This is a genomic window from Nonomuraea africana, from assembly GCF_014873535.1.
In the GTDB taxonomy this organism is placed as follows: domain Bacteria; phylum Actinomycetota; class Actinomycetes; order Streptosporangiales; family Streptosporangiaceae; genus Nonomuraea; species Nonomuraea africana.
The window spans coordinates 4,137,540-4,164,423 of the sequence record NZ_JADBEF010000001.1; the positions used below are offsets into that span (position 1 = coordinate 4,137,540).

At 69.8% G+C, this 26,884-nt stretch carries 16 protein-coding genes, 1 tRNA gene and 2 pseudogenes; 9 read left to right on the top strand and 10 right to left on the bottom strand.

From position 1 onward, the window contains the following. Window positions 1-55: 55 nt before the first annotated feature. A complete protein-coding gene (locus H4W81_RS19565; RefSeq protein WP_192776139.1) occupies window positions 56-784 on the bottom strand; it encodes a DUF1206 domain-containing protein in 729 nt (242 codons plus the stop codon). 94 nt (window positions 785-878) lie between these two features. Between H4W81_RS19565 and H4W81_RS19570 the strand changes: the two genes are divergently transcribed. Together H4W81_RS19570 and thrS are read left to right on the top strand one after the other, a co-directional pair. Continuing rightward, complete coding sequence (locus H4W81_RS19570) at window positions 879-1,343, top strand: adenylyltransferase/cytidyltransferase family protein (protein ID WP_192776140.1); 465 nt, start codon at window positions 879-881, stop codon at window positions 1,341-1,343. A 124-nt stretch (window positions 1,344-1,467) separates the two neighbouring features. Further along, complete coding sequence (thrS, locus tag H4W81_RS19575) at window positions 1,468-2,667, top strand: threonine--tRNA ligase (protein WP_192776141.1); 1,200 nt, start codon at window positions 1,468-1,470, stop codon at window positions 2,665-2,667. On the opposite strand, the gene H4W81_RS19580 is transcribed toward thrS, so the two are convergent. The 3 genes from H4W81_RS19580 to fxsT are packed head-to-tail and all read right to left on the bottom strand — an operon-like array spanning window position 2,645 to window position 7,479. Beyond that, entirely contained in the window at window positions 2,645-3,574 is a 930-nt protein-coding gene (locus tag H4W81_RS19580) for a magnesium transporter CorA family protein (protein ID WP_318781828.1), read from the bottom strand. The two genes, thrS and H4W81_RS19580, sit on opposite strands and share 23 nt — an antisense overlap. Window positions 3,575-3,621: 47 nt before the next feature. Continuing rightward, on the bottom strand, window positions 3,622-4,335 hold the full coding sequence (locus H4W81_RS19585; protein ID WP_192776143.1) for a DUF72 domain-containing protein: 714 nt from the start codon (window positions 4,333-4,335) through the stop codon (window positions 3,622-3,624). Between the two features lie 27 nt (window positions 4,336-4,362). After that, window positions 4,363-7,479, bottom strand: coding sequence for an FxSxx-COOH system tetratricopeptide repeat protein (gene fxsT / locus H4W81_RS19590; protein WP_192776144.1), 3,117 nt, complete (start codon window positions 7,477-7,479; stop codon window positions 4,363-4,365). Between the two features lie 87 nt (window positions 7,480-7,566). Between fxsT and H4W81_RS19595 the strand changes: the two genes are divergently transcribed. Continuing rightward, window positions 7,567-9,504, top strand: coding sequence for an alpha-amylase family glycosyl hydrolase (locus H4W81_RS19595; RefSeq protein ID WP_192776145.1), 1,938 nt, complete (start codon window positions 7,567-7,569; stop codon window positions 9,502-9,504). Here the strand turns inward: H4W81_RS19595 and H4W81_RS19600 are convergent. Beyond that, window positions 9,494-11,227, bottom strand: coding sequence for a GMC oxidoreductase (locus tag H4W81_RS19600; protein WP_192776146.1), 1,734 nt, complete (start codon window positions 11,225-11,227; stop codon window positions 9,494-9,496). The genes H4W81_RS19595 and H4W81_RS19600 overlap by 11 nt on opposite strands. Before the next feature lie 326 nt (window positions 11,228-11,553). Between H4W81_RS19600 and H4W81_RS19605 the strand changes: the two genes are divergently transcribed. Next, window positions 11,554-11,630 (top strand) — tRNA-Pro (locus H4W81_RS19605). Between the two features lie 216 nt (window positions 11,631-11,846). On the opposite strand, the pseudogene H4W81_RS50085 reads toward H4W81_RS19605, so the two are convergent. Then, a pseudogene (locus H4W81_RS50085) lies at window positions 11,847-12,059 on the bottom strand (hypothetical protein); the annotation flags it as partial. Window positions 12,060-12,766: 707 nt separating this feature from the next. Between H4W81_RS50085 and H4W81_RS19615 the strand changes: the two are divergent. From H4W81_RS19615 to H4W81_RS19635, 5 genes are all read left to right on the top strand, one after another. Then, complete coding sequence (locus H4W81_RS19615; RefSeq protein WP_192776148.1) at window positions 12,767-19,957, top strand: LamG-like jellyroll fold domain-containing protein; 7,191 nt, start codon at window positions 12,767-12,769, stop codon at window positions 19,955-19,957. Between the two features lie 74 nt (window positions 19,958-20,031). Next, window positions 20,032-20,742 (top strand): hypothetical protein, encoded by a 711-nt coding sequence (locus tag H4W81_RS19620; RefSeq protein ID WP_192776149.1) that lies wholly within the window; start codon window positions 20,032-20,034, stop codon window positions 20,740-20,742. Window positions 20,743-21,214: 472 nt separating this feature from the next. Next, window positions 21,215-21,382 (top strand): hypothetical protein, encoded by a 168-nt coding sequence (locus tag H4W81_RS19625; protein ID WP_192776150.1) that lies wholly within the window; start codon window positions 21,215-21,217, stop codon window positions 21,380-21,382. A 202-nt stretch (window positions 21,383-21,584) separates the two neighbouring features. Then, entirely contained in the window at window positions 21,585-21,860 is a 276-nt protein-coding gene (locus H4W81_RS19630) for a helix-turn-helix domain-containing protein (RefSeq protein ID WP_318781829.1), read from the top strand. A gap of 158 nt (window positions 21,861-22,018) precedes the next feature. Beyond that, window positions 22,019-22,993 (top strand): hypothetical protein, encoded by a 975-nt coding sequence (locus H4W81_RS19635; protein WP_192776152.1) that lies wholly within the window; start codon window positions 22,019-22,021, stop codon window positions 22,991-22,993. A gap of 85 nt (window positions 22,994-23,078) precedes the next feature. Here H4W81_RS19635 and H4W81_RS19640 read toward each other — a convergent pair. The 4 genes and pseudogenes from H4W81_RS19640 to H4W81_RS19655 all read right to left on the bottom strand — a co-directional run. Continuing rightward, window positions 23,079-23,207, bottom strand: a pseudogene (locus H4W81_RS19640) (TetR/AcrR family transcriptional regulator); the annotation flags it as partial. Window positions 23,208-23,231: 24 nt separating this feature from the next. After that, entirely contained in the window at window positions 23,232-25,331 is a 2,100-nt protein-coding gene (locus tag H4W81_RS19645) for a xanthine dehydrogenase family protein molybdopterin-binding subunit (RefSeq protein ID WP_192776153.1), read from the bottom strand. Continuing rightward, window positions 25,328-26,308 (bottom strand): FAD binding domain-containing protein, encoded by a 981-nt coding sequence (locus tag H4W81_RS19650; RefSeq protein ID WP_192776154.1) that lies wholly within the window; start codon window positions 26,306-26,308, stop codon window positions 25,328-25,330. Before H4W81_RS19650 ends, H4W81_RS19645 begins: the two co-directional genes overlap by 4 nt. Continuing rightward, a complete protein-coding gene (locus H4W81_RS19655) occupies window positions 26,305-26,802 on the bottom strand; it encodes a (2Fe-2S)-binding protein (RefSeq protein ID WP_192780907.1) in 498 nt (165 codons plus the stop codon). Before H4W81_RS19655 ends, H4W81_RS19650 begins: the two co-directional genes overlap by 4 nt. Window positions 26,803-26,884: the final 82 nt, after the last annotated feature.

A 26,884-nucleotide genomic window follows, 5' to 3' on the forward strand; every position in this document is an offset into this window, starting at 1 on the left:
CGGCGAGGAGGAGGGGTCACGAAAAGGTAGGAATGCCCTTTCCGATGGAACCGGATCAGGCCCGGTGCCATCGCGCCTCGGCCACGCAGTACATCGCGAACAACACCAGCCCCATCGCCACCGCCGCCAGCAGCCACGGCCCCGCGGGCGTGTCGGCGAGCGACTTGAGCGCGCCGTCGATGCCGACCGCCTTGCCGGCGTCGTAGGTGATCGCAGCCTGCCCGACGAGAACGCCCGCCGCGATGGCGATGACGCCGCGCGCGATGTAGCCCGCCTGGCCGAGCCTACGGACCGTCTCGCCGCCGCCGGTCATGTCCTTCATGAACTTCTTCGTCCAGCCCTCGTGGATCCAGTGGGCCCCGAGCGCGACCAGCCCGAGCGCGGCGATCCCGACGAGCACCTGGCCGCCCGGCAGGTCGAGCAGGGCCTTGGTGGCGTCCTGCGACTGCGAGTCGGTGGAGGCCGCGGGCTTGCCGCGCAGCAGGAGGCCGAGCAGGGAGACGACGAGCAGCGCGTAGAAGAGGGCGCGCAGCGCCGACTCGATCCTGTCGCGGGTCCTGCCCCTGCCCGACAGCGTCTCGCGGGCCTGCCACACGGTCAGCGCCGCCAGCCCCACGGTCATGATCCAGAGCACCACGACGCCGAACGGCTGCTCGGCGACGATGCGGATCGCGCCGCTCTTGTCGGCCTCGCCGCCGCTGCCGAAAGCGATCTGCAGGGCGACGATCCCGATCAGTAAGTACAGCACGCCCCTGGCCGCGTACCCCAGCCTGGTAAGAATCATGAGGACCTCTCTGCACCGGCAGGCGGGTCGTAAACCAGGAGGGGTGACCGAGTACGCTGCGATCGGATGAGGCGACGCGAAGGGGAGGCTGGGCGTGAGCAGCCTGGAGGCCGTCTGGGTGCAGCCGTACGACCAGCCGGGAACGGCGGTCGTGACGGGGGTCTTCGACCTCCTGCACGTGGGTCATGTCCGCTACCTGACGTCGGTGGCCGAGCGCGGCCTACCGCTCGTGGTGGGCGTGGAGGACGATCCGCGGGTGCGCGCGTGGAAGGGCCCGAGCAGGCCGCTGAACACCGCCGCCGAGCGGGCCGAGGTGCTGGCGGCGCTGCGCTGCGTGTCGGGGGTCTTCATCGTCAGCGGTCCGCCTGAGGCGCACGGCCCCGAGGACTACATCGACCTGCTGGCGCCGATGCGGCCCGGCGCGCTCGCCCACACCGCAGGCGATCCGCACGCCGGCGGAAGGTGCGCGGCCGCGGCGCTGCTGGGCGCGCAGTGCTGGGAGCTGGAGATGATCCCCGGCCGTTCGACGACACGGATCGTCAACGCCGGGCTAGGATGACCTTCATGCAGCGCGCTTTCGTGACGACGACGCCGGACACGGTCCCGGCGCGCTGAATCCATGCTCCCCGGGCGAACGCCCGGGGTCGCTGGTCGTTCGCCCTCGTCTTTCCGGAGGGTTTCCCATGAACGACCACCGCAGACTGGGCCGCGAGCTCGACCTGTTCGACACCCACCCCCTGATCGGCTCGGGGCTGCCCTTCTGGCTGCCCGCCGGCGCCGCGATGCGCGGGGCGATCGAGGACTACGTGCGCGAGCTCGAACGCCGCAACGGCTACCAGCACGTCAACTCGCCGGTGCTCGGCAAGCAGGAGCTGTACGAGCGATCAGGGCACTGGGCGCACTACAGCGACGACATGTTCCCCGCGATGGAGGTCGGGGGTGAGCGGTTCGTGCTGCGGCCGAGCCTGTGCCCGCACCACGCGCTGATGTTCGCCGCCCGCCCGCACAGTCACCGCGAGCTGCCGCTGCGCCTGGCCGAGCTCGGCGGCATGTACCGGGGCGAGCTGTCGGGCGTGCTCGGCGGCCTGTCCAGGGTGCGGGCCATCCAGCTCAACGACGGCCACGTCTTCTGCCCGCCCGACCGGGCGGCCGACGAGGTGGGCGCGGTGCTCGACCTCATCGAGGCCGCGCACGGGCAGCTCGGCGTCGTGCCCGCCCGCTACCGCCTGTCGCTGCGCGGCGAGGGCGCCAAGTACGTCGACGACCCCGCCATGTGGGCCGCCGCCGAGTCGGTGCTGCGCGAGGCGCTGCGGGCCAGGGGCCGCGCCTTCGACGAGGAGCGCGGCGAGGGCTCCTTCTACGGCCCGAAGATCGACATCCAGGTCGTCGATCCGCAGGGCCGGGAGAGCACCCTGTCCACCGTGCAGGTCGACCTGTTCCAGCCGGAGCGCTTCGAGCTGTCCTACCTCGGCCCCGACCAGGTCGCGCGCCGTCCCGTGATGGTGCACCGCAGCCTGGTCGGCAGCCTCGAACGCCTGGCCGCGCACCTCGTGGAGCGCTACGGCGGCGCCTTCCCCGCCTGGTTCGCGCCGGTCCAGGCCGTGGTGCTGCCGCTCACCGACGCCGAGCTGCCCGCGGCCGAGCGGCTCCTGCGGCGCTGCGTGGCCGCCGGGCTGCGGGCCGCGATGGCCGCGCCGCACCAGGGCACCCTCGGCGCCCGGATCAGGGCGCACCGGCTGGTGCCCTACCAGCTGGTCGTCGGCCCCTCGGAGGCCGGGGCAGGCGAGGCGGCGCTGCGCTCGCGCGACGAGGGCAGGCAGGAGGCCAGGCCGATCGCGCAGGTGCTGGCCTGGATGGCGGCTAGAGCCAGCCCTTCCTTTTGAAGGCCAGGTAGAGCAGCCCTGAGGCGCTGATGATGACGGCCGTCGACCACCAGAATCCCGCGCTCGTGCCGAACCCCGGGTATGGCACGTTCTGCCCGTAGTAGCCAGTGATCATCGTCGGCACGGCGATGATCGCCGCCCAGCTGGTCAGCGACTTCATGATCTCGTTGAGCCGGAAGCCCTGCTGGGTCATGTGGGTCTCGCGCAGGTTGCCCAGCAGGTCGCGCAGGGTGTCGGTCCACTCGGCCACCCGCAGCACGTGGTCGTACAGGTCCTGGTAGTAGGGCGCCATCTCGGGCGCGACCACGTGCAGCTCGCGCCTGATCAGGGTGTTGACCACCTCGCGCATCGGGGCGGCCGCCTTGCGCAGCCCGACCATGTTCTTGCGCAGGGTGAACATGTGCCTGGCGTCCTCCCTGCTCATCTGCCGTTCCTCGAACAACTGCTCCTCGAGCTCCTCCACCTGCTCGTCGAGGTGCTCCACCAGATCGAAGTGGGCGTCGACGACGTGGTCGAGCAGACCGTGCAGCAGGAAGGAGACGCCGTACTTGGCCAGGTCGCCGTTGGCTTCCCAGCGGGCGACCACCTTGTCGACGTCGAAATGCTCGCTCTCCCTGACGGTGACCAGCGCGTTGCGGGTGGCGAACATGTTGATCTCGACGGGGTGCAGCCTGCTGTCCTCGAGGTGCAGCCAGTAGACGGTGATGAACAGGTGGCTGTCGTACAGGTCGACCTTGGGCCGCTGGTGGTGCTGGAAGACGTCCTCCACCGCCAGCTTGTGCAGGCCGAGCTCCTCCGCGATCGTCTCGAGGTCGCCCGTGGTGGGAGCGCACAGGTCGAACCAGACGACGTTGCCGGGGTCTGAGACGTGGTCGGAGACGTCCGCGATGGGGAACCCCTCGCTCACCAGGACCCCATCACGGTACAAACGGGTACGCACCATGAGCGCCAACCCTAGACGAGAGCGCGGAACCGCAGGGCGTTCCTGACGGCAGCCCCTCCAGGATCGTTGTTGAAGTACACGTACGCCTCACGCCATCCCGCCTCGTGGACCCGGCGGGCCCACGAGCGGAGCGCGGTGTCGCCGTAGCTCGGCCTGGGGGTGGCCCCGCCCTCGTGCAGGCGCGCGTAGCCCCACGAGGTCGTGCGCCACAGCGGGTTCTGGACGCGGCCGAGGCGGTCGGCCCAGCACAGCGCCGCGTCCCGCTCCCGCAGCACGTCTTTGACCTCGTCGGTCCACCACGAAGGATGCCTGAACTCCACCGCCACCCTCGTGCCCGAGGGGAAGCAGGCGAGGCAGCGCTCCAGCTTGCCGGGGTCGGCGCGGAGCGTGGGAGGCAGCTGGAGCAGGATGGGGCCGAGCTTGTCCTTCAGCCCTGCGACGGCGTTCATCAGCCGCTCGACCGGCTCCTCGGGGTCGCTCATGCGCTTGATGTGGGTGAGGTACCTGCTGGCCTTGACCGCCATCACGAAGTCGCCGGGGGTGCGCTCGGCCCATCCCGCGAAGGTCTCCGGCGAAGGCAGGCGGTAGAAGGCGTTGTTGCTCTCCACGGTGTGGAAGGTCTCGGCGTAGGTCTCCAGCCAGAGCCGCTGGGGAACCCCTTCGGGGTACAGCTCACCGCGCCAGTCCTTGTACTGCCAGCCTGAGGTCCCCACGTGCGTCCGCATGCCGCTCCCCTACCCGAGCGGCGGGCGTCAACCGGTCCCGGCGGGCAGAGAAGGAGAGCCGCCGCCGCGCAGCGCGTCGGGGCCGTAGGCGGCGCTCAGGATGCGCTCGGCGCGCGAGCGGCACTCCCCCGCCGCCTTCTCGTCGGCCAGCCGCTCGTGGACGGCGGCCAGGTCGAGCAAAGCCCGCCCCACGTCGGGGTGCCCGGGGCCGAGCGCCCGCTCGGTGCCGGTCACGGCGCTCTCCAGCAGCTCTCTCGCCTCGACCACGCGACCGCCGAGGAGCCTGGCCATGCCGAGCCTGCGCGCGCCGAGCTGGGCGTGCGGGTGGTCGGGGCCGAAGACGGTGGAGAAGACGCCCATGGCGCGCTCCTGGTGCGCCTGGGCCAGATCGTGGTCGCCGATGTCCTGGTAGACCAGCCCCAGGTTGGTGAGCGGCATGCCGACCTCGCCGTGCCCCGGGCCGTAGCAGGCCTCCAGGATGGCGAGGGCCCGCTCGTGGCTCAGCCTCGCCTCGTCGTAGCGGCCGACCAGGCGCAACGCGTAGCCGAGCTTGTCGAGGGTGTGGGCGACCTCGGGGTGCTCCTCGCCGTAAACGGCGACCAGCAGGGACAGCGCCTGCTCCTGCAGCTTGATGGCCTCCTCGCGGCGTCCCGCGTCCTGCAGCACCAGGCCGAGGCCCGAGAGGGAGTGCGCGACGTCGGGATGCCCGGGGTCGAGCAGGCTGCGCGAGGCCGTCAGCGAGCGGGTCAGCCACTGCTGCGCGGAGGCCAGGTCTCCGGCGAGCCAGGCGGCGAAGCCGAGGTCGCGGCCGATCGTGGCCAGCTCTCTGCCGTCGGCGTCGGCCCGGGAGGCGAGGATGCCGTGACCGCGTTCGAGTATCCGCCTGGCCTCGGGCAGGCGGCGCTGGCAGACCAGCACGTCGCCCAGGCGTTTGAGCACGTAGGCGACGCCAGGGTGGTCGGGGCCGAACGCCCCCTCGGCGAGGGTGAGCGCCTGCTCCTGTGCCGCTCTCGCGCCCTCCAGGTCGCCGACGACCTCCATCAGCTTGCCCTGCTCGGTGAGGACGGCGGCCAGGTCGGCGTCGGAGCCGCCCGCGCGGCGCAGCAGCGTCAGCGAGGTCTCGAACAGCCTGGCCGCCCGCTCGAAGGAGGCGCGGGTGGTCAGGTAGCGGCCGGCTCCGCACAGGAGCTGCGGCAGCGCCAGCGGCACTGTGCCGGTGCCGGTGCCGGTGTCGGCGTGCTCCGACTGCGCGGCCAGGTGGATGAGGCTGGGCAGCACCTCGTCCCAGTGCGGCCAGTGGGTGGGGTTGTCGGGGTCGGCGGGGGCGGTGGCCTCCACGAGGCGGATGCCGCGCAGCAGCCACTCCCTGCGCGCCGCCTGCGACAGCGTGGCGATGGCGGCGGCGCCGACCATCTTGTGCATGCGCAGCCGTCCGCTGTCGCGGTCGACGAGGGAGTGGCGGAGCAGATGGGCGATGGCGTCGTGCAGGCCCACCTCGTCGGCGACGGCCGCCTCGAGCGCGGGCGGCAGCACGCCGCCGAGGCCGCGCAGCAGGTGCAGCGACAGCCCGTCGCCGCCCAGCGACGCGCACAGGTAGAGCAGCTCGGTGGCGGCCGACGAGGCCGAGCGGACCCGCTCGAAGGCCAGCTGCCAGGAGGTGGCGAAGGTCTCGTCCCGCTCGGCGGCGCGGGTCAGGAGCCGGTCGGCCCTGCGCCTGAACAGGTCGGTGTACTCCTCGAAGGTCATGCCGGTCTGCTCGCTGTAGGCGGCGGCCTGCTCCAGCGCGTACGGCAGGTCGCCCAGCTGGTCGGCCAGCTCGGCCGCGCCGCCCGATCGTCCCGGCGGGCCGAGCCGGCGCTCGAGGAAGGCGACGGACTCCTCCCGGGAGAAAGGGTCGACCCGCAACGGTACGGCGTGCTGGCCCCACGCCGGGTTGCGCGAGGTGATGATCACGTGCCCCTCGCCGCCGTCGGGCACCAGCGCCAGCAGCGGGGCGGCGTCCTCGGCGTCGTCGAGGATGAGCAGCCACCTGTCCATGCCGGCGAGCCTGTCGCGCAGCGCGGTGGCCAGCTCGCCCCTGTCGGCCCGCTCGCGCACGCCCAGGCGCAGCGCGAGGCCCTCCATCGTGCCCGCCAGCGCCAGCGGCTCGGCGGCCGAGGCGCGCCACACCACGTCGTAGTCGGCCGCGTGCCGGTGCGCGTACTCGACCGCGGCCTGCGTCTTGCCGACGCCCGCCATGCCGTACAGCGCGACGGGGTGTCCCTCCGACAGCGCCGCGCCGAGCTCGGCCAGCAGCTCCTCGCGCCCGCAGAAGACGCGGTTGCGGGCGGGCAGGTTGCTGACGCGCCTGCGCGGCGCGGGCCTGACCGGCTGGGCGGTGACGGTCTCGGCCATCAGCGAGGGATCGTGGGTGAGCACCGCCTGGTGCAGGGCCTGCAGGGTGGGCGCGGGGTCGACGCCGAGCTCCTCGGCCAGCACCCTGCGCACCCTGTCGTAGGCGTTGAGCGCGTCGCCCTGCCGTCCGCACCGGTAGAGCGCGGTGATGAGCTGGGCGGCCGAGCGCTCGCGCAGCGGGTGGCGGGCCACCCGCTGCTCCAGGCGGGGCAGCACCTCTGCGTGCCTGCCGAGCGCCAGCTCGGCGTCGGTGCGGCCCTCCTCCGCGGCGTAGCGCAGCTCCTCCAGCCTGATCGCGTCGAACTGCGCCCACGGGTCGGCGCTGAAGTCGGCCAGCGCGGGCCCCCGCCACAGCGACAGCGCGCTGTCGAGGACGGCGACCGCCTCGCTCCAGTCGTGCTTGGCCAGCTCGTCCCTGCCCTTGGTGACCAGGCGCTCGAACCTGTGGGCGTCGACCAGCTCGGGGTCGATGACCAGGCGGTAGCCGGGCCCGTGCGACTGCAGCAGCGCGGTGCCGCCGAGTGTCCTGCGCAGCCGCGAGACGTGCGCGTGCAGGGTGTTGGTCGCGCTGCGCGGCGGCCTGCCCGCCCAGACCTGGTCGATGAGCTGGTCGGCGCTGAGCACGTCGCCGTGGTTGAGCAGCAGCACGGCGAGGATGGCCGCCCTCTGGTGCCCGCCTAACGCGGCAGGGGCGCCGTCGACCAAGACCTCGAGTGTGCCGAGGATCCCGATCTCCACGCGGGCTTCCATGCTGCGCTTCCCTTCTACATGCTTGCAAGCGACTGTAACGCGTCACACATCGGGCTCAAACCAAGCGAATCTGGAGGTGCGCTCCTCATGGCGACCGTCGAGGAGATCGTCGGCCGACCCGCGCCGCGCCGGGTCCAGGGTGCTCCGTGGCCGGAACGGCAGGGCTACCACCCCTCCCCCGCCGACTGGCGGGACGAGGTGATCTACTTCCTGCTCCCTGACCGGTTCAGCGACGGCAAGGAGGGCGAGCGCCCGCTCCTGGACCGGTCCGACCTGTGGGCCGCCAGGCCGCAGGGCTGGCGCTGGGACCGGTGGGCCAGATCAGGACGGGAACGCTACCAGGGCGGCACGCTCTCAGGGGTCGCTTCGCGGCTGGAATATCTGGACGATCTGGGCGTGACGGCCTTATGGATCGGCCCCGTGTGGAAGCAGCGACCCGTGGCGGGCGTCGAGGGCCGGCCCGCCGAACCCGACGACTACCACGGCTACGCCGTCCAGGACTTCATGGAGGTGGACCCGCGCCTCGGCACCCGCGCCGACCTGGTCGAGCTCGTCAGGCAGGCGCACGAGCGCGGCATCAGGGTCATCCTCGACGTGCTGCTCAACCACTCGGGCGAGAACTGGGACTACGACGTCGACGGCCAGGACGTGGTGCGCCCGCCGTACCGGGAGGGCCCGCCGTACGACTTCGGGGCCTGGCGCGACGGGAAGGGCGGGCGGCTGCCGCGCGGGATCGCGCCGACCAGTCCGGATCACGGCGTGTGGCCCGAGGAGCTGCAGGACCCCGAGTCGTACACGCGGGCCGGCGGCGACGGCGGCAGCTTCGGCCACGGCGGCGACGAGGACCCCGGCGCCCCCTACCGCCGCGCCGACTGGTTCAGCCGCGACATCGACATGCCGCACCGGCTGCAGACCATGATCCAGATCTACACGTACTGGATCGCCCTCGCCGACCTCGACGGGTTGCGCGTGGACACGCTCAAGCACGTCCCGCTGGAGCACGCGCGCGCCTTCTGCGGGGCGATCAGGGAGTACGCCGAACGGCTGGGCAAGACGAACTTCCTCATCGTCGGCGAGGTCGGCGGCGGCGACACCATCCAGGAGAAGTACCTGAAGCTGGTCGGACAGAACCTGTCGGCCGTGCTGGAGACCGGCGAGACCAGGGCGACGCTGCGCGCCGTCGCCGAGGGCCACGCGCGGGCCGAGGAGCTGTTCGAGCGCTTCACGCCGCCGCTCGACATCACCCATCGGACGCTCGGCAGCAGGTACGTCTCCATGCTCGACGACCACGACGACCTCGCGATCACCCCCCAGCTGCGCTTCGGCATGGCCGAGTCGTCGCCCGAGCGCGTCGTGGTGGGGGCGGGGCTGCTGCTGTTCCTGCTCGGCATTCCATGCCTCTACTACGGCATGGAGCAGGGCCTCACCGGGCCCGAACCCGAGGAGCGCAAGTGGCTGCCCGGATGGGGCGTCAGGGATCTGGCGGGCGACATCTACCTGCGCGAGGCGATGTTCGGGCCGGACCACCCGCGCGAGCTCGGCGGCCACGCGCTCGACCCCTCGACGCCCGGCTTCGGCCCGTTCGGCACCTGCGGCCACCACGTCTTCGACACCGGCAACGAGGTCTACCAGCGGGTGCGGATGCTGCTGCGGGCCCGCAAGGCGCATCCGGTGCTGTCGGCGGGCCGCCAGTACCTGCGCGCCCTCGGCAGGGCCGACGGCTCCTTCACCTCCCCCGCGCCCGGCGAGGTGGTCGGCTGGTCGCGCATCCTGGCCGACGACGAGGCCCTGTGCGTGATCAACCCCAGCCCTGCCGAGTCCCGTACGGCCCGGCTGCACGTCGACGCGGGCCTGAACGCGACGGCGACGGCGTTCACGGTCGTCGCCAACACCGCCGAGGTGGGCGGCGTCACCAAGCACCCGGTGGGCTCGACAGTGCCGGTGCTGCCCTCACCCGACGGCGCCCGCTACGTGGAGATCCACGACCTGCCGCCGCTGTCGGTGCTGGTCGCCGTCAACCGCTGACCAGCGTGGCGGCCAGGCGCATCGCGAGGGCGGCGAGAGTGAGCGACGGGTTGGCGGCGGGCGAGGTCGGGAAGACCGACAGGTCGCAGACGTAGAGGTTGCGCCTGCCGTACACCCTGAGGTCGGGGTCGACGACGCCGGTGGCGGCGTCGGCCCCCATCCGCATGGTGCCGACCTCGTGGCCGACCGCGCCGAGCGCGGAGCGCACCGGCCGCGGGTCCAGCGGGGTGCCGCCGACGACGTCCATCACCGCCGAGCCGACCCGCTCCATCGCCTCGGCCAGCCCCGGGACCTCAACATGGTCCATGACGACGTGCGGGCGGGCCCGCCGGCCCTCGCCGCGCACCTCCACCCTGTTGCGCTCCTCCAGCGGCACGGCGGTGAAGAAGACCACCTCGCACGGCATGTCCGTCTCGTCGAGGTCGAGGTCCTCGTCCACGTGGTACTGGTTGAGGTTCAGGCCCATCTCGACGACGGCGTTGAAGGGCACGTCGCCCGCCGAGCCCCTGAGCAGGACCTTCGCGGCGTCCGTGGCGCTGTAACCGGGCGCGCCGTCCTTGACGGAGAACTTCCAGTAGTAGGTGGGATGGTCGGTGATGCCGCGCCCGGCCAGCTCGTGCTCCAGGCCAGCGGCGGCGGCGAGCACGGGGGTGCCGACGGTGCCCGCGGCCAGGATCACCCGCCCGCCCTCGGCCAGCCTGAACGTCCGCTGGACGCCCGCCACCAGGTCGAAGGCGTCCACGGCGGTCACCGCGTCGCCGTCGAAGGCGAAGCCGCAGACCTGATGGTGCAGGTTGACGTGCAGGCGCTCGTCCCAGCCGGCGCGCAGCCTGTCCTCCATGAGCAGCGCCGCCGTGGAGAAGATGCCCGAAGGGATGCCGAGGCCGTTGCCCGACGCGTGCTCGGCCGCCAGCATCGCCTCGTGCCCCGCGAGGTCGGGCAGACCCTGCCCGAGCATGGTCTGGACGGCGCCGCACAGCGCGTCCTGCGGCATCGCGCTGCCGTTGAGCAGGTCCTCGGCCCGGTCGTACCAGCCGCCTTCGAGGTCGTGCCTGATCCGCTCCGGCCACCCGGCGAACTCGGCGGCCGTCATCCTCGGCACCAGCGCGCCCCAGAACACCGACCTGCCGCCGAGGCAGAAGGCCTGGGCCAGGTCCAGCGGCCGTTCGGCGGTGTAGCGCCTGACCTTGAACTGGTTCCACAGCTCCCACACGCTGCGGTTGACGTACGGGCCGTGCCGCCTGGGCAGGTTGCCGACGTGCGTGGGGAACAGGTAGCCCCCCGCCTCCAGCACCAGCACCCTGGCCGCGCCGCCGCTCTCCACCATCAGCCGATGGGCCAGCGTGCCGCCCCCGACGCCGCTGCCGACCACGATGTAGTCGAAGTCCTGCGCCGCTCCGGCCGGAGGGAAGTGGGCGCGGGCGGCCAGCGAGTCGGCCACCGGGATGTCGTCGGGCTCCTCGAACAGCTCGTTCCGCCGGCCCACCATGGTCGCCACGTGCTCGTTCTCGACGACCCTGTTGGCGCCGCGCTCCCACGAGCCGTCGCAGCGGAACTTGAACTCCACCGGGCCCTCGCCCTGGAGCTCCACCCGCCACTCGTCGGCGCCGCTCACGTACTCACACGGGACGTCCTCCTGCCAGCCGTCCAGGCCGCTGCGCACCGACACCCTGGCATCCGGCCTGACGCTGCCGCCGCGCAGTACGATCGTGAGAGTCCCCATCGCCTATACCTCCACACTTGGGAGCGATCTCAGCGCATGTGACTTATAGACCGCTTGCAAAGGAATGCAAGGTCCTGACAACCGGGGGCGGGAATGCTGGGGTCCGGGCGGGAGCGCGAGCCGGAAGTGACACGGGGCGCCTGGGGGAGGCGCGGCTCGCCATCCCGCCCCAACAGCGGCGGGGACCGGCGAGGGCGACCGGGGCGGCGGGAGTCACCTCCCGCTGCCCCGGCCCCGAGATGGCACAGAACGGCCCGCCGACCGTGATAGTGTTTTCCACGCAAGGCCGCCGCGGAACTCCTCCGAAAAGGTTCCACGGGGCTTGGCGGGACGTAGCGCAGCTTGGTAGCGCACTTGACTGGGGGTCAAGGGGTCGCAGGTTCAAATCCTGTCGTCCCGACCAGAGAATCGCTGGTCGATGAGGGTGTCATCCGGAAGGGTGGCACCTTTTCGCATTCCTGAGTGACTATCGGGTGAAGATCTCGTCCATCACCCCAGCTCCACCAAGCAGGACCGGGCGGATCTGCTTGCGGTAGACGGCCTCGGTGACGGCCGTCCCGCTGTGGCCGACGAGCCGCGCGATCTCCTCCAGTGGGACGCCGGAGATGGCGGGAGGTCCTTATCCGGATCGCCAACGAGATCGACCTCCTTCCACGTCAGCGCTCGCAGTTCCTCCGTGCGGGCACCGATCAGCAGCGAGAGCACCACGTAGGCGTACAGGCGAGTGCCCTCGGCCGCGTCGAGGCTGGACCCCCGGCACGTCCGCAAGCGTGTCGGGATTGTTGGAGACCTTTTCAAACTTCTCACGGCCCAGGCCGACCAGCCACATCTGGAAATAAAGAAGCTGTCATCGCCGCCTGCCAGAGATAAGACGATTGCGGACTGGCTCATAGTTTCTTTACTGGGTCAAGGCAGCGCCTGCGGCGGTCCGCGGCGCGTCTGGGCGGTTTGCTGGCCGCGCTGTCGCGCTCCGGCCGGTCGCGGCCAGCACCGCCCACGCGCTCAACCGCCACGCGGGAGCGGGTCAAAGGGCATCGCGGAGAATGGCACGCCGAGGTGAAGTCGGCAGGCAGGTGACGGTAGATCATGCCTCTGTCGGGATCGCCGGCGAAGTGGTCAGGGGTGGGCATGATCACCTCGCACACCAAGCTCGGAAGAGTAGCGCACAGCTGTTGTTGCGTGTTCCGTTGACATTCGGTGCCATAACCGAACTAGTTATCGGAAAGTTTCTTTCCCGATCTTGTGGCTCCAGGTAAGCATGCGATAAAAATCCGCTGACTTGTCCATCGTTACCTGTATTGAGGGTGTTACTTGCGCGCCTTACGCAGCTTCAGGCGATCGCGCACCTGGCCGTTGACAGCGGCCGCGCTTGCCCTCTCGGCGCCCTTATTGGTCGCCGAGCCAGCAACTGCTGACCCAACCCCCACATCTACTCACACGACCTCCGCCGCCGCCTCAGACCCGAGCTTAAAGGCAGCCTTCGAGCGGGCCCGCGCATCCAACCAGCACGTCGAGGTTCCCACTCGGTCCACCGAGACCATGAAGGTCTGGGCAAACCCCGACGGCAAGCATCTGCGAGCCGAGTTGTTCACCCAACCCGTGCAGCTCAAGAACCCGGGCAGCGGCGCATGGGAGCCAATTGACACCCGCATCGTGTCGCGCGACGGCAAGCTGCAGGCCACCCGCGTCAAGTCGCTGCTGACATTCGGCTCACGCGGCAGCAAATCACTCGTGTCTGTGACTGGAGAGCACGGTAAGACCGGTCTGAGGGTTCCCAAGGCGCTACCGCAACCGACCATCTCCGGGAACACGATCACATACCCCGACGCGATCGCACCTGGGGCAGATCTCGTCGTGATGGCCCAAGCCAACGGGTTTGTCTCCCAGGTAGTCATCCGCCGCCAGCCGTCAGGCCCAATCACGGTGCGGCTGCCGCTCACCCTCCCCGAGGGCACCAAATTCGACAAGACCCCCCAAGGCTTGCCGCAGTTGGAGAACGCCAAGGGCGAGGCAACAGCTCCGCCGATCGTCTTGACGGCGATGGACGCCACAGTCGAGGCCTCTCCCGAGGAGGGCAAGACCTCCTCGGTCACCGCGCGGGTGGAGACATCCGGAAAGACGTCAGAGCTGGTGTTCACCCCGGACGCGAAGTTCCTAGCCGACCCGGCAGTGACTTACCCGGTGACGATCGCCGCACCTTCGTCCTACATCGGCGGAGGTGTCCCCACCGACGCGTGGGTCAGCAAGAACGACCCCAACGCCAACCACGCCGGTGATGGGTGGCTTCGCGCGGGCACTACCCAAACCAGCGCGGACATCAACCGGGTGTACCTGAAGTTCGACACCAAGCAGCCCGAGCTGGACGGGGCTAGGGTGGTCGATGCGGATTTGATTGTCTGGAACTACAAGTCCGGGGGCCCTGACGGCCAGCTCTGCGGAGACCCGATGGGGTCAGGCATCGTGGCCGAACGCGTGGTTTCCGAATGGAGCCCGTACTACTTGAGCTGGGGCAATCAGCCGCTGAGAGCTGGTAGCCCGGAAGGACTCAACCGGGCCGGCTACAACTATGACGCCAGCGGCACCTGGTGCGCCAAGGACGACAAGCTCTGGCATCGGGTCAGCGGTATGGCCCGCGCCTGGATCGAACAGGGCGAGGAAAACTACGGGCTGGTCCTGAGGGCCGCCAACGAGAGCCCGGCAATCAACTGGCGCCAGTACTACGCCGGCGAATTCGGAGGCGGCCAGCCCTACCCCGGCTATCGGCACCCGCCCTCGCTGATGATCGAGTACGAGCCCGCGACGGTCGAGCGGAAGTCGCTGCACTGGACGGAGAGCGGTGCTCCGAGGCGGACCAAGCCCACGCCGGAGGAGGCTCTCGCCCTGTCCAAGCAGTTCGACTCCTCCTTCATCGACCTGGGGCCCATGGCGGACGAGCTCGCTCAGCGGCTGGAGAGCAACGCGGCTAAGCCATACTTCGTGGGTCCGACCCAACTGGCGCCCATGCCGGGCGAGGACTGGACCACGGACGTCGATCCAGAGATGGATGAGTTCGACCCCGAGGTGACCGCGGTCAGCCCGCCCGAGGATTCGAACGACGCGCTACCGTCAACCAAGATCTCCGCGACGTTCAATGAGGCGGTCACCGGCGCCGTCATGGAGGTCAAGGACGCTCAGGGCGCGGTGGTCGCGGGCACCTCGGCCATGGACGCCGAAAACAAGATCCTGACGTTCACGCCTGACAAGCCGTTGACGCCGGGAGTCAAGTACACGGCGCAGGCCAGCGGGGCCCGCGACGGCTCCACCAACAGGATGGACCCCTACCCCTGGTCGTTCACGATCAGCACGCTGGCCGCTCACTGGAAGCTCGACGAAGGCATGGGCTCCACCGCGGCCGACTCCTCGGGCAACGGTCGCGAGGCGAAACTGAACGACACCGCCTCCTGGGTCCCCGGGAAGACGGGCCAGGCACTGACCAACACGCAAGCCGCACAACCACAGCAGCAGAGCAGGCTGCGCGCTGCCACGGCTGCCGGCACGCCAGTGGTCTCGGGGCTGGAGATACAGCCTTCGCGAGTGACCTCGGGCACGACCTACTCGCTCTCCTTGACCCCGACGCTGAAGGCGACGGCGACCGTGGACACGGGCGCTGCCTCCACGGTGGCGTTCGAGGTGGCGCGTTACAGCGATGACGTGCTGGTGTGGTCGGGGTCGGTGAGCAATGTCGCGTCCGGCTCGCAGGCCTCAATCCCGGTCCCCGCCGCCAAGCTGCTCGACGGCACCAGGTACGAGTGGCGGGTCAAGGCCACCGCGGGCGCCGCCTCTTCGGCGTGGACCGCGTATCAGTACTTCACGACGGATGCGGCGCCGCGAGTGGATCAGCTGCAGATCTCGCCCGCTTCGAGCGACACCCGTGGCGTGGTGACCTCGTCGCTCACCCCGACGTTGCTGGCCAGAGTCACCGACCAGCTCGGCGGTCCGGCCACCGCGTCGTTCGAGGTAGCGCGCTACAGCGATGACGTGGTGGTGTGGTCGGGGTCGGTGAGCAATGTCGCGTCCGGCTCGCAGGCCTCAATCCCGGTCCCTGCCGCCAAGCTGCTCGACGGCACCAAGTACGAGTGGCGGGTGCGGGCCTCCGCCGGCGGTGCGACCTCACCGTGGACGTCCTATCAGTACTTCACGGTGGACGTGCCTGAGGCGGTGCTGGATGGATTCCAGGTCACTCCGTCTTCGACGGACACCCGTGGGGTGGTCAGCTCGTCGCTGACGCCGACCTTGCGTGCCCGGGTGACGGATCCGCTGGGCGGTCCGGCCACCGTGTCGTTCGAGGTGGCGCGTTACACCGATGATGTGCTGGTGTGGTCGGGGTCGGTGAGCGATGTCGCCTCCGGCTCGCAAGCGTCGATAGCGGTTCCCGCCGCAAAGCTGCTCGACGGCACCAAGTACGAGTGGCGGGTCAAAGCCACGACGCCCGGATCCACGCCCGCCTGGACGGCCTACCAGTTCTTCACGGTAGACGTTCCCGAGGCGACCGTAAGTGAGTTCCAGGTCACTCCGTCTTCGACGGACACCCGTGGTGTGGTCAGCTCGTCGCTGACGCCGACCTTGCGTGCCCGGGTGACGGATCCGCTGGGCGGTCCGGCCACCGTGTCGTTCGAGGTGGCGCGTTACACCGATGATGTGCTGGTGTGGTCGGGGTCGGTGAGCGACGTCGCCTCCGGCTCGCAAGCGTCGATAGCGGTTCCCGCCGCAAAGCTGCTCGACGGCACCAAGTACGAGTGGCGGGTCAAAGCCACGACGCCCGGATCCACGCCCGCCTGGACGGCCTACCAGTTCTTCACGGTAGACGTTCCCGAGGCAACAGTGGATCAGTTCCAGGTCAGCCCGGCGATGGTGGTGGGGGCCGAGATCGTCACCTCGACCCTGACGCCGGAGTTGCGGGCGCGGATCACCGACCCGCTGGGCGGCGCTGCCGCCGTGGAAGTGCAGATGGCGGACTGGGCCACCGACACCGTCCGCTGGTCCACCACGGTCGCCAGCGTTCCCTCGGGTGGGCAGGCGGTAGTGACGGTTCCCGCGAGCATTCTGTCCGACCAGGTGAAGTACGAGTTCCGGGTCAAGGCCACGACGCCGGGCTCCACCCCCGGGTGGACCGCCTGGCAGGTGTTCCGCGTCGACCTGCCCAACCCGGCGACCGATCCGTCGGTCATCAATCCCCAGGTTGTGCCCTCTCAGGTCGTGGCCGAGGTCACCGAGACCTCGACGCTCACGCCGGAGCTGCGCGCGTCGGTCGGCCATCCTCAGGGCAGTGCCTCGCGCGTGGAGTTCGAGATCGAACACGATCCGGGCGCACCCGCGGGCCAGGGTACTGGACGGATCTGGTCCGTGGCTGTCGACAGTGTCGCAGCCGGGAGTGTTGCCGCGGCTGGCGTTCCCGCGGGGACCCTGGCCAACGGCTGGCTGGTGCGCTGGCGTGTCCAGGCGATCGTCGGGACTACCACCTCGGGCTGGTCGGCCTGGCAGGCCCTGAAGATCAACCGGCCGGACTCGGCTCCACAGGTCAGCGAGCTGCAGGCCGTTCCGTCCGGCTCCATCGACGGCAAGACGGTCACGTCCACCCTCACGCCGGAGCTGCGTACGACGGTGTCCGATCCGCGAGGCGAGCCGTTGACGGCCGAGTTCGAGGTCGAGCACGATCCCGCTGCTCCGGAAGGACAGGGGAGCGGCCCGATCTGGAGCCAGTCCGTCACCGGGGTGGCCGTGGGTTCCCAGGCTGCGGTCGCCGTACCGGCAGGCACCCTGACCGATGGTTGGCAGGTGCGATGGCGTGTCCGCGCGACGTCGCCCAGCGCCGCCTCGGCCTGGTCGGACTGGCAGGGCCTGGTGGTGGAGATCCCCAAGCCGGGTGTCGGCGACCTGCAGGTCACGCCGTCCACCGTGGTCGACGGTGGCGTCGTCACCGATATCGTCACGCCGTCGCTGCACGCCACGGTCACCTACGCACCGGGCGGGACCATGAAGGCGGAGTTCGAGGTCGAACACGACCCGGACGCCCCCGAAGGACAGGGCAGCGGCCAGATCTGGTCCAGCGCCGTGGAGGGCCTAGCGGCAGGCACCTTGGCCAGTGTGACCATCCCGTCAGGGGAGCTGAACGACGGCTGGCTGGTGCGCTGGCGAGTCCGCTCGCACGTCTCCGACCTGGCCTCTACCTGGTCAGGTTGGCAGAAACTTCGGGTGGACCGGCCGGACTCTCAGCCGGCGATCAGCGAACTGCAGGTCACCCCGGCCTCGGAGGTGGCGGGCAAGCTCGTCACGAGCACCCTCACCCCTACTCTCCGCGCCACGGTGGCCGACCCGCGCGGAGATTCGCTGACGGCCGAGTTCGAACTCGAACATGATCCGGACGCGGAGCAGGGCAGTGGGCAGATCTGGGCCGGATCTGTCACGGACGTGGCCGTCGGGGCTCAGGCCGTGCTCGCCGTACCAGCCGGAAAGCTGGCTGACGAGCAGGTCGTGCGCTGGCGCGCCCGCGCTGTCTCGGCGACCGCGGCCTCGGCCTGGTCGCCCTGGCGACAGGTGACCGTCGACCTGCCCAAGCCGTTGGTCGGTAAGTTGGCAATCGCTCCGCTCATGTCGGGGACCGAAAAGGTCACCACGCGCTCGCTGACCCCCACGCTCAGCGCCACCGCGACCCATCCCAAGGACGCCGCATCCGCGGTGGAGTTCGTGGTGGAGCATGATCCGGCGGCACCCGAAGGCCAGGGCAGCGGGCAGATCTGGACCGGGTCGGTGGACGCCAGTCCGTCCGGCAGCGAGGCCAGTGTGACCGTGCCGGCGAACACGCTCGTCGAAGGCTGGCAGATCCGCTGGCGGGTCCGTGCCACCAGCGGGGGCCTGTCCTCCAAGTGGTCGGCCTGGCAGGAGGCTGTCGCCGGGTTGATTGAGCCGGGCGAGGAGCCGCTGGCCCAGACCAAGGAGCCGGTCGTGCACACCGACCAGAGCTTCACCGTGGCCACCTGGCTGCGCTGGAACGACAAGGACGGTGCCTACAGCGTCGTCGAGCAGAAGGGCGCCCACCAAGCTCCCTTCCGGCTGGGCAACGACCCGGAGCATGGGCTGGTGTTCACCTTCACCAGCGCCGACTCCGCGGATGCCACGGTCGAGGGTGTGCGCTCCGGCGTAGAACCCCCGGTGGGTGAGTGGTTCCACCTGGCCGGTGTCTACGACGCAGCCGCCAAGACGGCCACTGTCCATCTCAACGGCAATGCGATCGGTACAGCGACGCTCACCTTCCCCGCCTGGGACGCCACGCGGCCTATGACGGTTGGCAGCACTATGGAAGGGAGCATCGACGAGGTTCGAATTCATCTGAAGAACTTGACACCGGCGGAGATCACCGGCCTCCAGGCGCCGGAACCCACGTCAGCTCCTCGCACGACGCCGTCAGCGAGCGAGTCCGCCGCCACCACGCAGGCGGCGGATGACTTCAAGTACGAGCACATGTCCCTCGAGGAGTGTGAGCGGGGTCGCGACGCGCGCACGGGAGGTGCCGACATCTGGAACGGCGGCGAAGGCTGGGACTCCATCTCGCCCTACAACGGCTGCTGGAGCCGCCACCTCAGCTTCGCGATTTACGAGCGGAGTACGAAATACAACAAGTACTGCAAATGCATGCTGACGACCACAGCGGTGGAGGACTATCTCAACTTCGACATGACGGTTGTCATGCACAGCTATCTCGGCTCTGCCGATGGGCTGAGCGTGATAGGCGGAGCCGGAACCGGACTATCCCCTCGCGACATCAAAGTCTGGACCAGAGTCGACAATTTCTGGACCGCAGACGACGACTTCTGGAGCATGTTGCTCGGTGTGGGCGGCACAAATCCTGAAGACCTGTACCAGAGCTTCAAGCTGCAGGTCGACGTCGATGGGGGCACCAACGACTGCTTCAAGGTCTTCTCCTCCGGTGACGGCGGTGGCCTCACTCGCACAGGAAACCTGAAGAAATGGATGGAAGACGGAGACGATGTCTTCACCTTCCATTCGGCCTTCGGAACAGGAAGAGCCAGCCGGTGCTCGATCCGGCCCTGGATGGTCTACAACGACCCGGTACACCAGGGAGATTGGGACAAGATAGCGGTCTCAGCGTGGGGGAAGCCCGAGAACGACAAGTCCGCAGGTTCGCCAACTGTTCGCTGTGACAGCCTCTCCATGGGCGCGAAGACTGCGATCTACCGAGGTGGGTGCATCTTCTACGGTGCGAGCCGGGTCTACGAGATGTCGACCGTCGATCTCGAGAACGGAGCAGTCGCACGGCACATCGAGATGGCGTACACCCGTCCGCAGGACACCGTACCCTTCAAAACCGATGGGCCCAAACACTTCCCGGGCAAGTGGCCGAATGGGGAGCCGCTCTCGAGAATCACCAGCGTGGACTCGCGGTATGAGGCCAATCGAAAGGCGGTGGAGGCTGTCTGCGACGAGTTCTTCGACGATCGGCCGCGTAAACTCACCGGCGAGAAAGACGAAACGAAATGGGAACACTGCGATGAGTTCCCGTTCAAATCAACCAAACAGGGTGCCGCGTTCGTTCACGAGAAGTACGGTGCGAACAATTTCTCGGTGAAGAGCATCCTGGGCAGCCAGAACACGAGTGCCGGCAGGCACCTGAATATCTTCTATGCCAGATATCGGGTGCTCGCCAACGACAAGTTCTGGGTGCACATCAAGTAGCGACTCGGGCTGCCGGCACGGCGATCGGCCGTACCGGCAGCCTCTGTCCGATTCGCAAGGAGGGACAAGGGACAATGAGACATCAAGAGCGCCTGTGGCACCTCACCCGGTCCTACGGCATGGGCCAGGAGTTTTTGGCCGCATGGGTGGAGAACTGGGGCGTACGCGACACCGCGCGGCTCATGGGCGCAGATCTCGGGAGCGAGGTCCAGCTGAGCTGGGCGGAGCTGGAGCAGAGCAGCTTCCCTGAAGACCGGGGTGTGCTGTGGATCGGTCAGCTGAACGACAGGTGGATACAGGTGCTGCAGTACCAGGGCGTTCAGGCCATCGATGCTCTCGCCGAGCTGTCGATCGGAGGCCGGGCGCTCGGGCTGAGCTGGCACGTGAACGACCCGGGAACCCTCCTGTACGCGGTCAATGGCAGCTACGTAACGGGAATGGACATCACCCGACCCAAGGGTGGTCGCGGAAGCGACCCGCACGCGCTCGACGCCTACATGGAGGGCCTGCAGTTCGACTGGGCTGACACAAGCTGGCGAACCGACCCTGACCTGCCCGCGGGCTGGCTCGAGTACGCCGAATGGTCGGAGACGCACGTTGAGGATGGCGAAGACGAGGACTATCCCGCCGAGTGGGATGACCTGATACAGCTGTCGCTCGACGGCTACAGCCCGCCCCTCGCGGAGTGTGTCACCTCTGCCTTCGTGCTCATCGGCCGAATCACTGGTCGAGAGTTCGGCCGCGATTGGATGCAGGGCGTGCATTCCTGCTACCTGATTGAGTAGTACCGAGTCGAAGATCAGTCGGGTTGGGCGGGACCGCGTGGTCAAGGGACCAAGGATGTGACGGTAGGTGCGGGACACCGGCGGGATGATCAAGCAAGCCGAACCAACCCGATCCCACGTTTTAGCAGTACCCCGAATGTCGCCATCACCTTGCCGACGATCCAGGCGTTCAGAACCTGCTGCCTGATGAACGTGGACATCGTCATGAGGCGGCACACTCTGTCCCCCGAGGACTTCCAGGCCCTCCAACTATCCGTGTACCCGCACATGGTCACCGGGGTGAGCGCCGGTCGGTTACCGGACAGCCTGCTGCGGTTCGGCGTGCGCTTCGCCGACGGCGCCCAAGGCCACCACTGTCGGACAGCGTTTCGACAGAACACAGCTCCCGCATCCAACGCCGGGCCCGCGGCTCTCCTTGCTGCTCGGCGGGGTGTCGATGCGCAGCGGTGACGAAGACGCAGGTGTCATCACCATGGGTCTGTGGCTTTGGCCCTCGCCACCCCGGGAGACCTTCGAACTCGGCGTGGAGTGGCCCGCCGGCGGAGTCGAACTGAGCATCGTCGACCTGGACGGCGCGGCCATCGTGTCCGCCGCCCAGCTGTCGGTCCCGTACTGGCCGGATTCCACACAGAGCGAGTAGACCTGCCCGAGATCGTCAGTGCCATAGCCGGGCTCTTGTCCGGCCAGCAGACCCCACAGGCACGCCTCAATCCCAGCTATGCACGAGGTCGTCATGCTCGGCGCCTGCCCCGATCCGGCGTCGACGCCTGCTGGGTCGGGAGCCGGATCGGGATCCGCTGGCGGAAGAGGTCGCGGCACTGGTGGCGATGGCGGAGAGCGACGTGTCCGTGACCAGGGTCGACGAGCTGGCCGCCAGATCGGGGCGATCGGTGCGCTCGCTGCAGCGGCTGTTTCGGGACTATGTCGGCATCGGCCCCAAGTGGGTGATCCGCCGCTTCCGGCTGCACGAGGCCGCGGAGCGGGTCTACCAGGGCCTCGACCTCGCCACCCTGGCCGCCGAGCTCGGCTACACCGATCAGGCCCACTTGACCCGCGACTTCACCGCCGCGGTAGGCATGCCACCCGCGGCCTATGCCCGGCTCAGCAGCCGGGCCTGACTCCCACGGTCATCGAGATCCGTCTCCTTCGGAGAAGCGGCGGTAACAGAGGAGAGCGGCGTCAGAATAGGCGACATGAAACCCTCTGCTGGTCCGCGCCACCACTGACAGCGTTCACGGATCCGTCGAAGATCTTCCCGTTCCCGTAGGGTCGCACCATGAAGATCGGGGAAGCGCGGGCGGCGGCGGCGCGCTGGGTGGCGGGACAGCGGGTTCCCGGTTTCGCAGGCGCCTACGTCAGTGGTTCGGCGGCCTGGCTCGCGGCCGAGGCGGCGCTTCCGGCCACCTCCGACATCGATCTCGTGATCGTGGTCGACGGCGAGGTTCCGCCCAAGCTGGGCAAGTTCCGCCATGAGGGCGTGCTGCTGGAGGTCACCTACGTACCGCTGGAGCCCGCGGACAAAGTGCTGTCCTCGCCGGTCCTGTCGCCGGGGTTGAGCAGAGGCGTCATCCTGGCCGACCCGGATGGACGGCTCGCCACTCTGCATGCCGCCGTGGCAGGTGAGTTCGCCCGCCCGCAGTGGATCCGCACCCGATGCGCGGCACTGGAGGACCGGATCGCCACCCTGGCCCAGCTTGATGTCAGCCGGCCACTCGCCGACCGGGTGCTTTCCTGGGTGTTCCCCGCCAGCCTGCCCACGCTGGTGATCCTGACCGCCGCCCGCGCCAACCCGACCGTCCGCCGCCGCTACGTGGCCGCCCGAGAGGTCCTCATGAGGTACGGCGAAGCCGACTTCCACGAGGAACTGCTCGACTGGCTCGGTTGCGCCCGCCTTGCCAGGTCCCAGGTCGCCGCGCACCTGGACCGGCTGACCGACGTCTACGACCGCGTGCCGTACGACTCGGCACAGCCGTACGGGACCGACCTCACTTCCGAGGCCCGGCGGATCTCCATCGACGGCACCCGCGAACTCATCGAGCAGGGCCTGCACCGGGAGGCCGTCTGGTGGATCGTGGTCACTTTCGCGCGCTGCCTGACATTCAGTCCGTACGGCACCGCCGCACTGCAAGACTTGCTCGACGACCTCGGAGCCGGCACACCGGAGGAGATGCGGCACAGGGCCGGGGCGGTGATGGCCGGGCTACCGAGGCTGCGGCAGGTGCGCGAGACGCTCATCAGCAATACAGAATGACAAACTCGCCGACGCCCCACCGCCATCCGACCACACCAGGACGATGCGATGGACCCCCCGTACGGCGCCGCGCGGGGCCGTTCGGTCAGTCGCGGCGGCGCGGTAGCCGTACCGTCAGCAGTTTGGCTCGCGGCGCCACCCTGCCCGCCAGGTCGAACAGTGCCTCGGTGCGGGTGCGGTCGGCGTCGAGGTGGGTGAAGAGGTTCACCCCCAGGTTTGCGGGTGCGGAGGGTGAGCCTCAGCGCAGCAGTTTGTCGAGGCGGATGGGCAGGTCGCGGACCCGGATGCCGGTGGCGTGGTGCACCGCGTTGGCGATGGCCGCCGCGGTGCCGACGATGCCGATCTCGCCGATGCCCTTCGAGCCCATCGGGTTGAGGTGCGGATCGTCCTCCTCGATCCAGGCCGCCTCGATGTCGCGGACGTCCGCGCACGACGCCACGTGGTACTGCGCGAGGTCGCGGTTGAGGTAGTCGCCGAACTCCCTGTCCATGACGCTCTCTTCGAACAGCGCCATCGACAGGCCCATGGTCATGCCGCCGATGAGCTGTGAGCGCGCGGTCTTCGGGTTGATGATCCGGCCCGCGGCGAAGACACCGAGCAGCCGCAGCACCCGCGCCTCCCCGGTGTCGACGTCCACCCCGACCTCCGCGAACTGGGCGCCGAACGCGTGCCGCGAGAACCGCTCCTCGGCGCGGACCTCCCCCGCGGTGTCGGCACCGGCCTCCACCCCGTCCGCGGGGACGTCGCCGCCGCGCCGGTCGAGCTCCGCCAGCAGCGCCTCACAGGCCCGGACGACGGCCGTCCCCCAGGAGGCGGTGCCCATCGACCCGCCCGCCAGCACGGCAGGGGGCAGCGCGCTGTCGCCGATCTCCACCCTGACCCGGTCGGGTGAGGTGCGCAGGGCGTCGGCGGCGATCTGGGTGAGCACCGTACGGGCGCCGGTGCCGATGTCCGTGGCGGCGGTTCGCACGGTGTAACGGCCATCGGGCTCGAGGCGGGCGGTCGCCTGTGAGGGGCTGCGGTAGACCGGGTACGTGGAGGCGGCCACTCCGGACCCGACCAGCGTCCGCCCCTCGATCCGGGCGCCGGGCGTGGGGTCGCGGTCGGCCCAGCCGAACCGCCGGGCGCCCTCCCGCAGGCAGGCCACCAGGTTCCTGGAGCTGAACGGCAGGCCGCTCTCCGGATCGGCGTCGGGTTCGTTGCGGACGCGCAGCTCGACCGGGTCGATCCCGCAGGCGATCGCCAGCTCGTCCATCGCCGACTCCAGCGCGAACATGCCGGGAGTCTCGCCGGGGGCGCGCATCCAGCTCGGGGTGGGGACGTCGAGCTTGACCACCCGGTGGGTGGTCCGGCGGTTCGGCGCGGCGTACATGATCCGTGTAGGCGTAGTGGTCTGCTCGGCGAACTCCTGGATCGTGGAACACTGCTCGATCGCCTCGTGCGCGATCGCGGTCAGCCGTCCGTCGGGGTTCGCGCCGAGCCGTACCCGCTGGATCGTCGGGGTGCGGTAGCCGGTCACCGCGAACATCTGCTGACGGGACACGGCGAGCTTGACCGGGCGGGTGACGTGCTTGGCGGCGAGCGCCGCGAGCACCACCGGGGCGAGCGGCAGGCCCTTGGACCCGAAGCCGCCGCCCACGTGCGGGGCGATGACCCGGACGTTCTGCGGCGGCATGGTGAACAGCGCCGCCAGCGTCGCGCGCACCGAGGACGCCCCCTGGGTGGAGTCGTACAGGGTCAGCCCGCCGGCGTCCCACCTGGCGACGGTAGCGTGCGGTTCCATCGGGTTGTTGTGCTCGGCGGGCGTGCTGTAGGTCGCGTCGACCAGGATCGGCGCCGCCTCCAGCGCCGCGTCCGGGTCGCCGTGCTCACTGTCGGTCGGGTAGCCGCCGTTGACCTGGTCCGGCCGGTACAGGCGCGGATGGTCGGCGCGCAGCTCGGTGTCGTGTGGCTCGCCGGCGTACTCCACCGACAGCGACCGGGCCGCCTCCCTGGCGGCCTCGAGGTTCTCGGCCACCACGACCGCGACGTACTGACCGCGATAGGCGACCCGCGCGGACTGGAGCACGGCCAGCTCGGCGTTGTCGGCGGGGGCCAGCCTGGGCGCGTTGCCGTGCCAGATCACGGCGATCACCCCGGGGACGGTGTGCGCCTTCTGGACGTCCATCGCGCGGATCTCGCCGCGGGCGATGGTCGCCTGCACCGGTACGGCGTAGGCCAGGTCGTCAGGCGAGTGCTCGAACGCGTAACGGGCGCGGCCCGTGACCTTCTCCATGCCCTCGACGCGGTTCAGCGCCGTGCCGACGTGCGGCCTGGCCGTCCTGGCCGTCGTGGTCATGACGCGAGCTCGCTGAGAGTGCGGACGAGGACGTTGCGGGCGAGCGGCACCTTGAACGCGTTCTCCGGCAGCGGGCGGGCGGCGGCCAGTTCGAGGTCGGCCGCCCTGCTGAACTCCGCGGCGGTGGCGGGCGCGCCGCGCAGCGCCGACTCCGCCATGGCGGCCCGCCACGGCACGTGGGCGACCCCGCCCAGCGCGATCCGGCAGTCTCGCACCACGCCGTCCGCCAGGTCGAGCGCCGCCGCGACCGACACCACGGCGAACGCGAACGACGCCCTGTCCCGCACCTTGCGGTAGCGCGACACGGCCGCGAACGGCAGCGCCGGCAGCTCGACGGCGGTGATCAGGTCACCCGGTTCCAGCACGGTGTCACGGTCGGGCTCGTCGCCGGGCAGCCGGTGCAGCCCGGGCATCGGCACGGTACGCGGCCCGTCCGCGCCCTCGATGTGCACGGTCGCCCCGAGCGCGGCCAGCGCGACGGCCATGTCCGAAGGATGCGTGGCCACGCAACTGGCGGAGTGACCGATGATCGCCAGGTTCCGGTGGTCGCCCTCGCGGGCGGGGCAGCCCGAGCCTGGCCGATGCTTGTTGCACGGCTTGGCGACGTCCTGGAAGTAGGAACAGCGGGTGCGCTGCAGCAGGTTGCCGCCGACGGTGGCCATGTTGCGGATCTGGCCGGAGGCGCCCGCGAGCACCGCCTGGGCGAGCATCGGGTAGCGGCGGCGCACCACGGGGTGGGCGGCGAGGTCGCTGTTGCGCACGCCCGCGCCGATCAGCAGGTCGCCGTCGCCGCTCTCCTCGATGGCGTCCGACGTGGCCCTGGAGACGTCCACCAGGACCGCGGGCGTGGCGACGCCCAGCCGCATCAGATCCACCAGGTTCGTGCCGCCCCCGAGGTACATGGCGTCCGCCCGCCCGCGCAGCGCGCCGACCGCCGAGCGCGCGTCGGTGGCCCGGCGATACTCGAAGGGTCTCACCGGGCCACCTCGCCGATCGCCGCGACGATGTTGACGTAGGCGCCGCAGCGGCACAGGTTCCCGCTCATCCGCTCGCGGATCTCCTCCTCGTCGAGGCCGGGCTCGGCGCGCACGTCCGGCGTGACGATGCTCGGCCAGCCCGCGGCGGCCTCGGCCAGCATGCCGACCGCCGAGCACAGCTGCCCCGGCGTGCAGTAGCCGCACTGGAAGGCGTCGTGTTCGATGAACGCGGTCTGCAGGGGATGCGGCGTGTCCCCGTCGGCCAGTCCCTCGACCGTGGTGATCTCCCGATCGTCCAGGGTCACCGTGAGCGTGAGGCACGACTTGACGCGCCTGCCGTCCAGCAGCACCGTGCACGCCCCGCACTGGCCGTGGTCGCAGCCCTTCTTCGCGCCGATCAGGTCGAGCCGCTCGCGGAGCGTGTCCAGCAGCGTCTCGCGGGTGTCCACGGTGACCGGTCGGTCGTTCCCGTTGACCGACAGCCGTATGTCCATCGTGACCGGAACGTCGGGCCCTGAAGCATTCACGGGCGCTTCCTACCCGTCCATCCGCCGGGCTCATCCTGACTCGCCGACG

Coding starts and splice junctions, on each gene's coding strand:
- H4W81_RS19615 (WP_192776148.1), top strand. CDS start 12,767: ATGAAGGTCTGGGCAAACCCCGACGGCAAGCATCTGCGAGCCGAGTTG.
- H4W81_RS19625 (WP_192776150.1), top strand. CDS start 21,215: ATGGGTCTGTGGCTTTGGCCCTCGCCACCCCGGGAGACCTTCGAACTC.
- H4W81_RS19565 (WP_192776139.1), bottom strand. CDS start 784: ATGATTCTTACCAGGCTGGGGTACGCGGCCAGGGGCGTGCTGTACTTA.
- H4W81_RS19585 (WP_192776143.1), bottom strand. CDS start 4,335: ATGCGGACGCACGTGGGGACCTCAGGCTGGCAGTACAAGGACTGGCGC.
- H4W81_RS19635 (WP_192776152.1), top strand. CDS start 22,019: ATGAAGATCGGGGAAGCGCGGGCGGCGGCGGCGCGCTGGGTGGCGGGA.
- H4W81_RS19645 (WP_192776153.1), bottom strand. CDS start 25,331: ATGACCACGACGGCCAGGACGGCCAGGCCGCACGTCGGCACGGCGCTG.
- H4W81_RS19595 (WP_192776145.1), top strand. CDS start 7,567: ATGGCGACCGTCGAGGAGATCGTCGGCCGACCCGCGCCGCGCCGGGTC.
- fxsT (WP_192776144.1), bottom strand. CDS start 7,479: ATGGAAGCCCGCGTGGAGATCGGGATCCTCGGCACACTCGAGGTCTTG.
- H4W81_RS19600 (WP_192776146.1), bottom strand. CDS start 11,227: ATGGGGACTCTCACGATCGTACTGCGCGGCGGCAGCGTCAGGCCGGAT.
- thrS (WP_192776141.1), top strand. CDS start 1,468: ATGAACGACCACCGCAGACTGGGCCGCGAGCTCGACCTGTTCGACACC.
- H4W81_RS19655 (WP_192780907.1), bottom strand. CDS start 26,802: ATGGACATACGGCTGTCGGTCAACGGGAACGACCGACCGGTCACCGTG.
- H4W81_RS19620 (WP_192776149.1), top strand. CDS start 20,032: ATGAGACATCAAGAGCGCCTGTGGCACCTCACCCGGTCCTACGGCATG.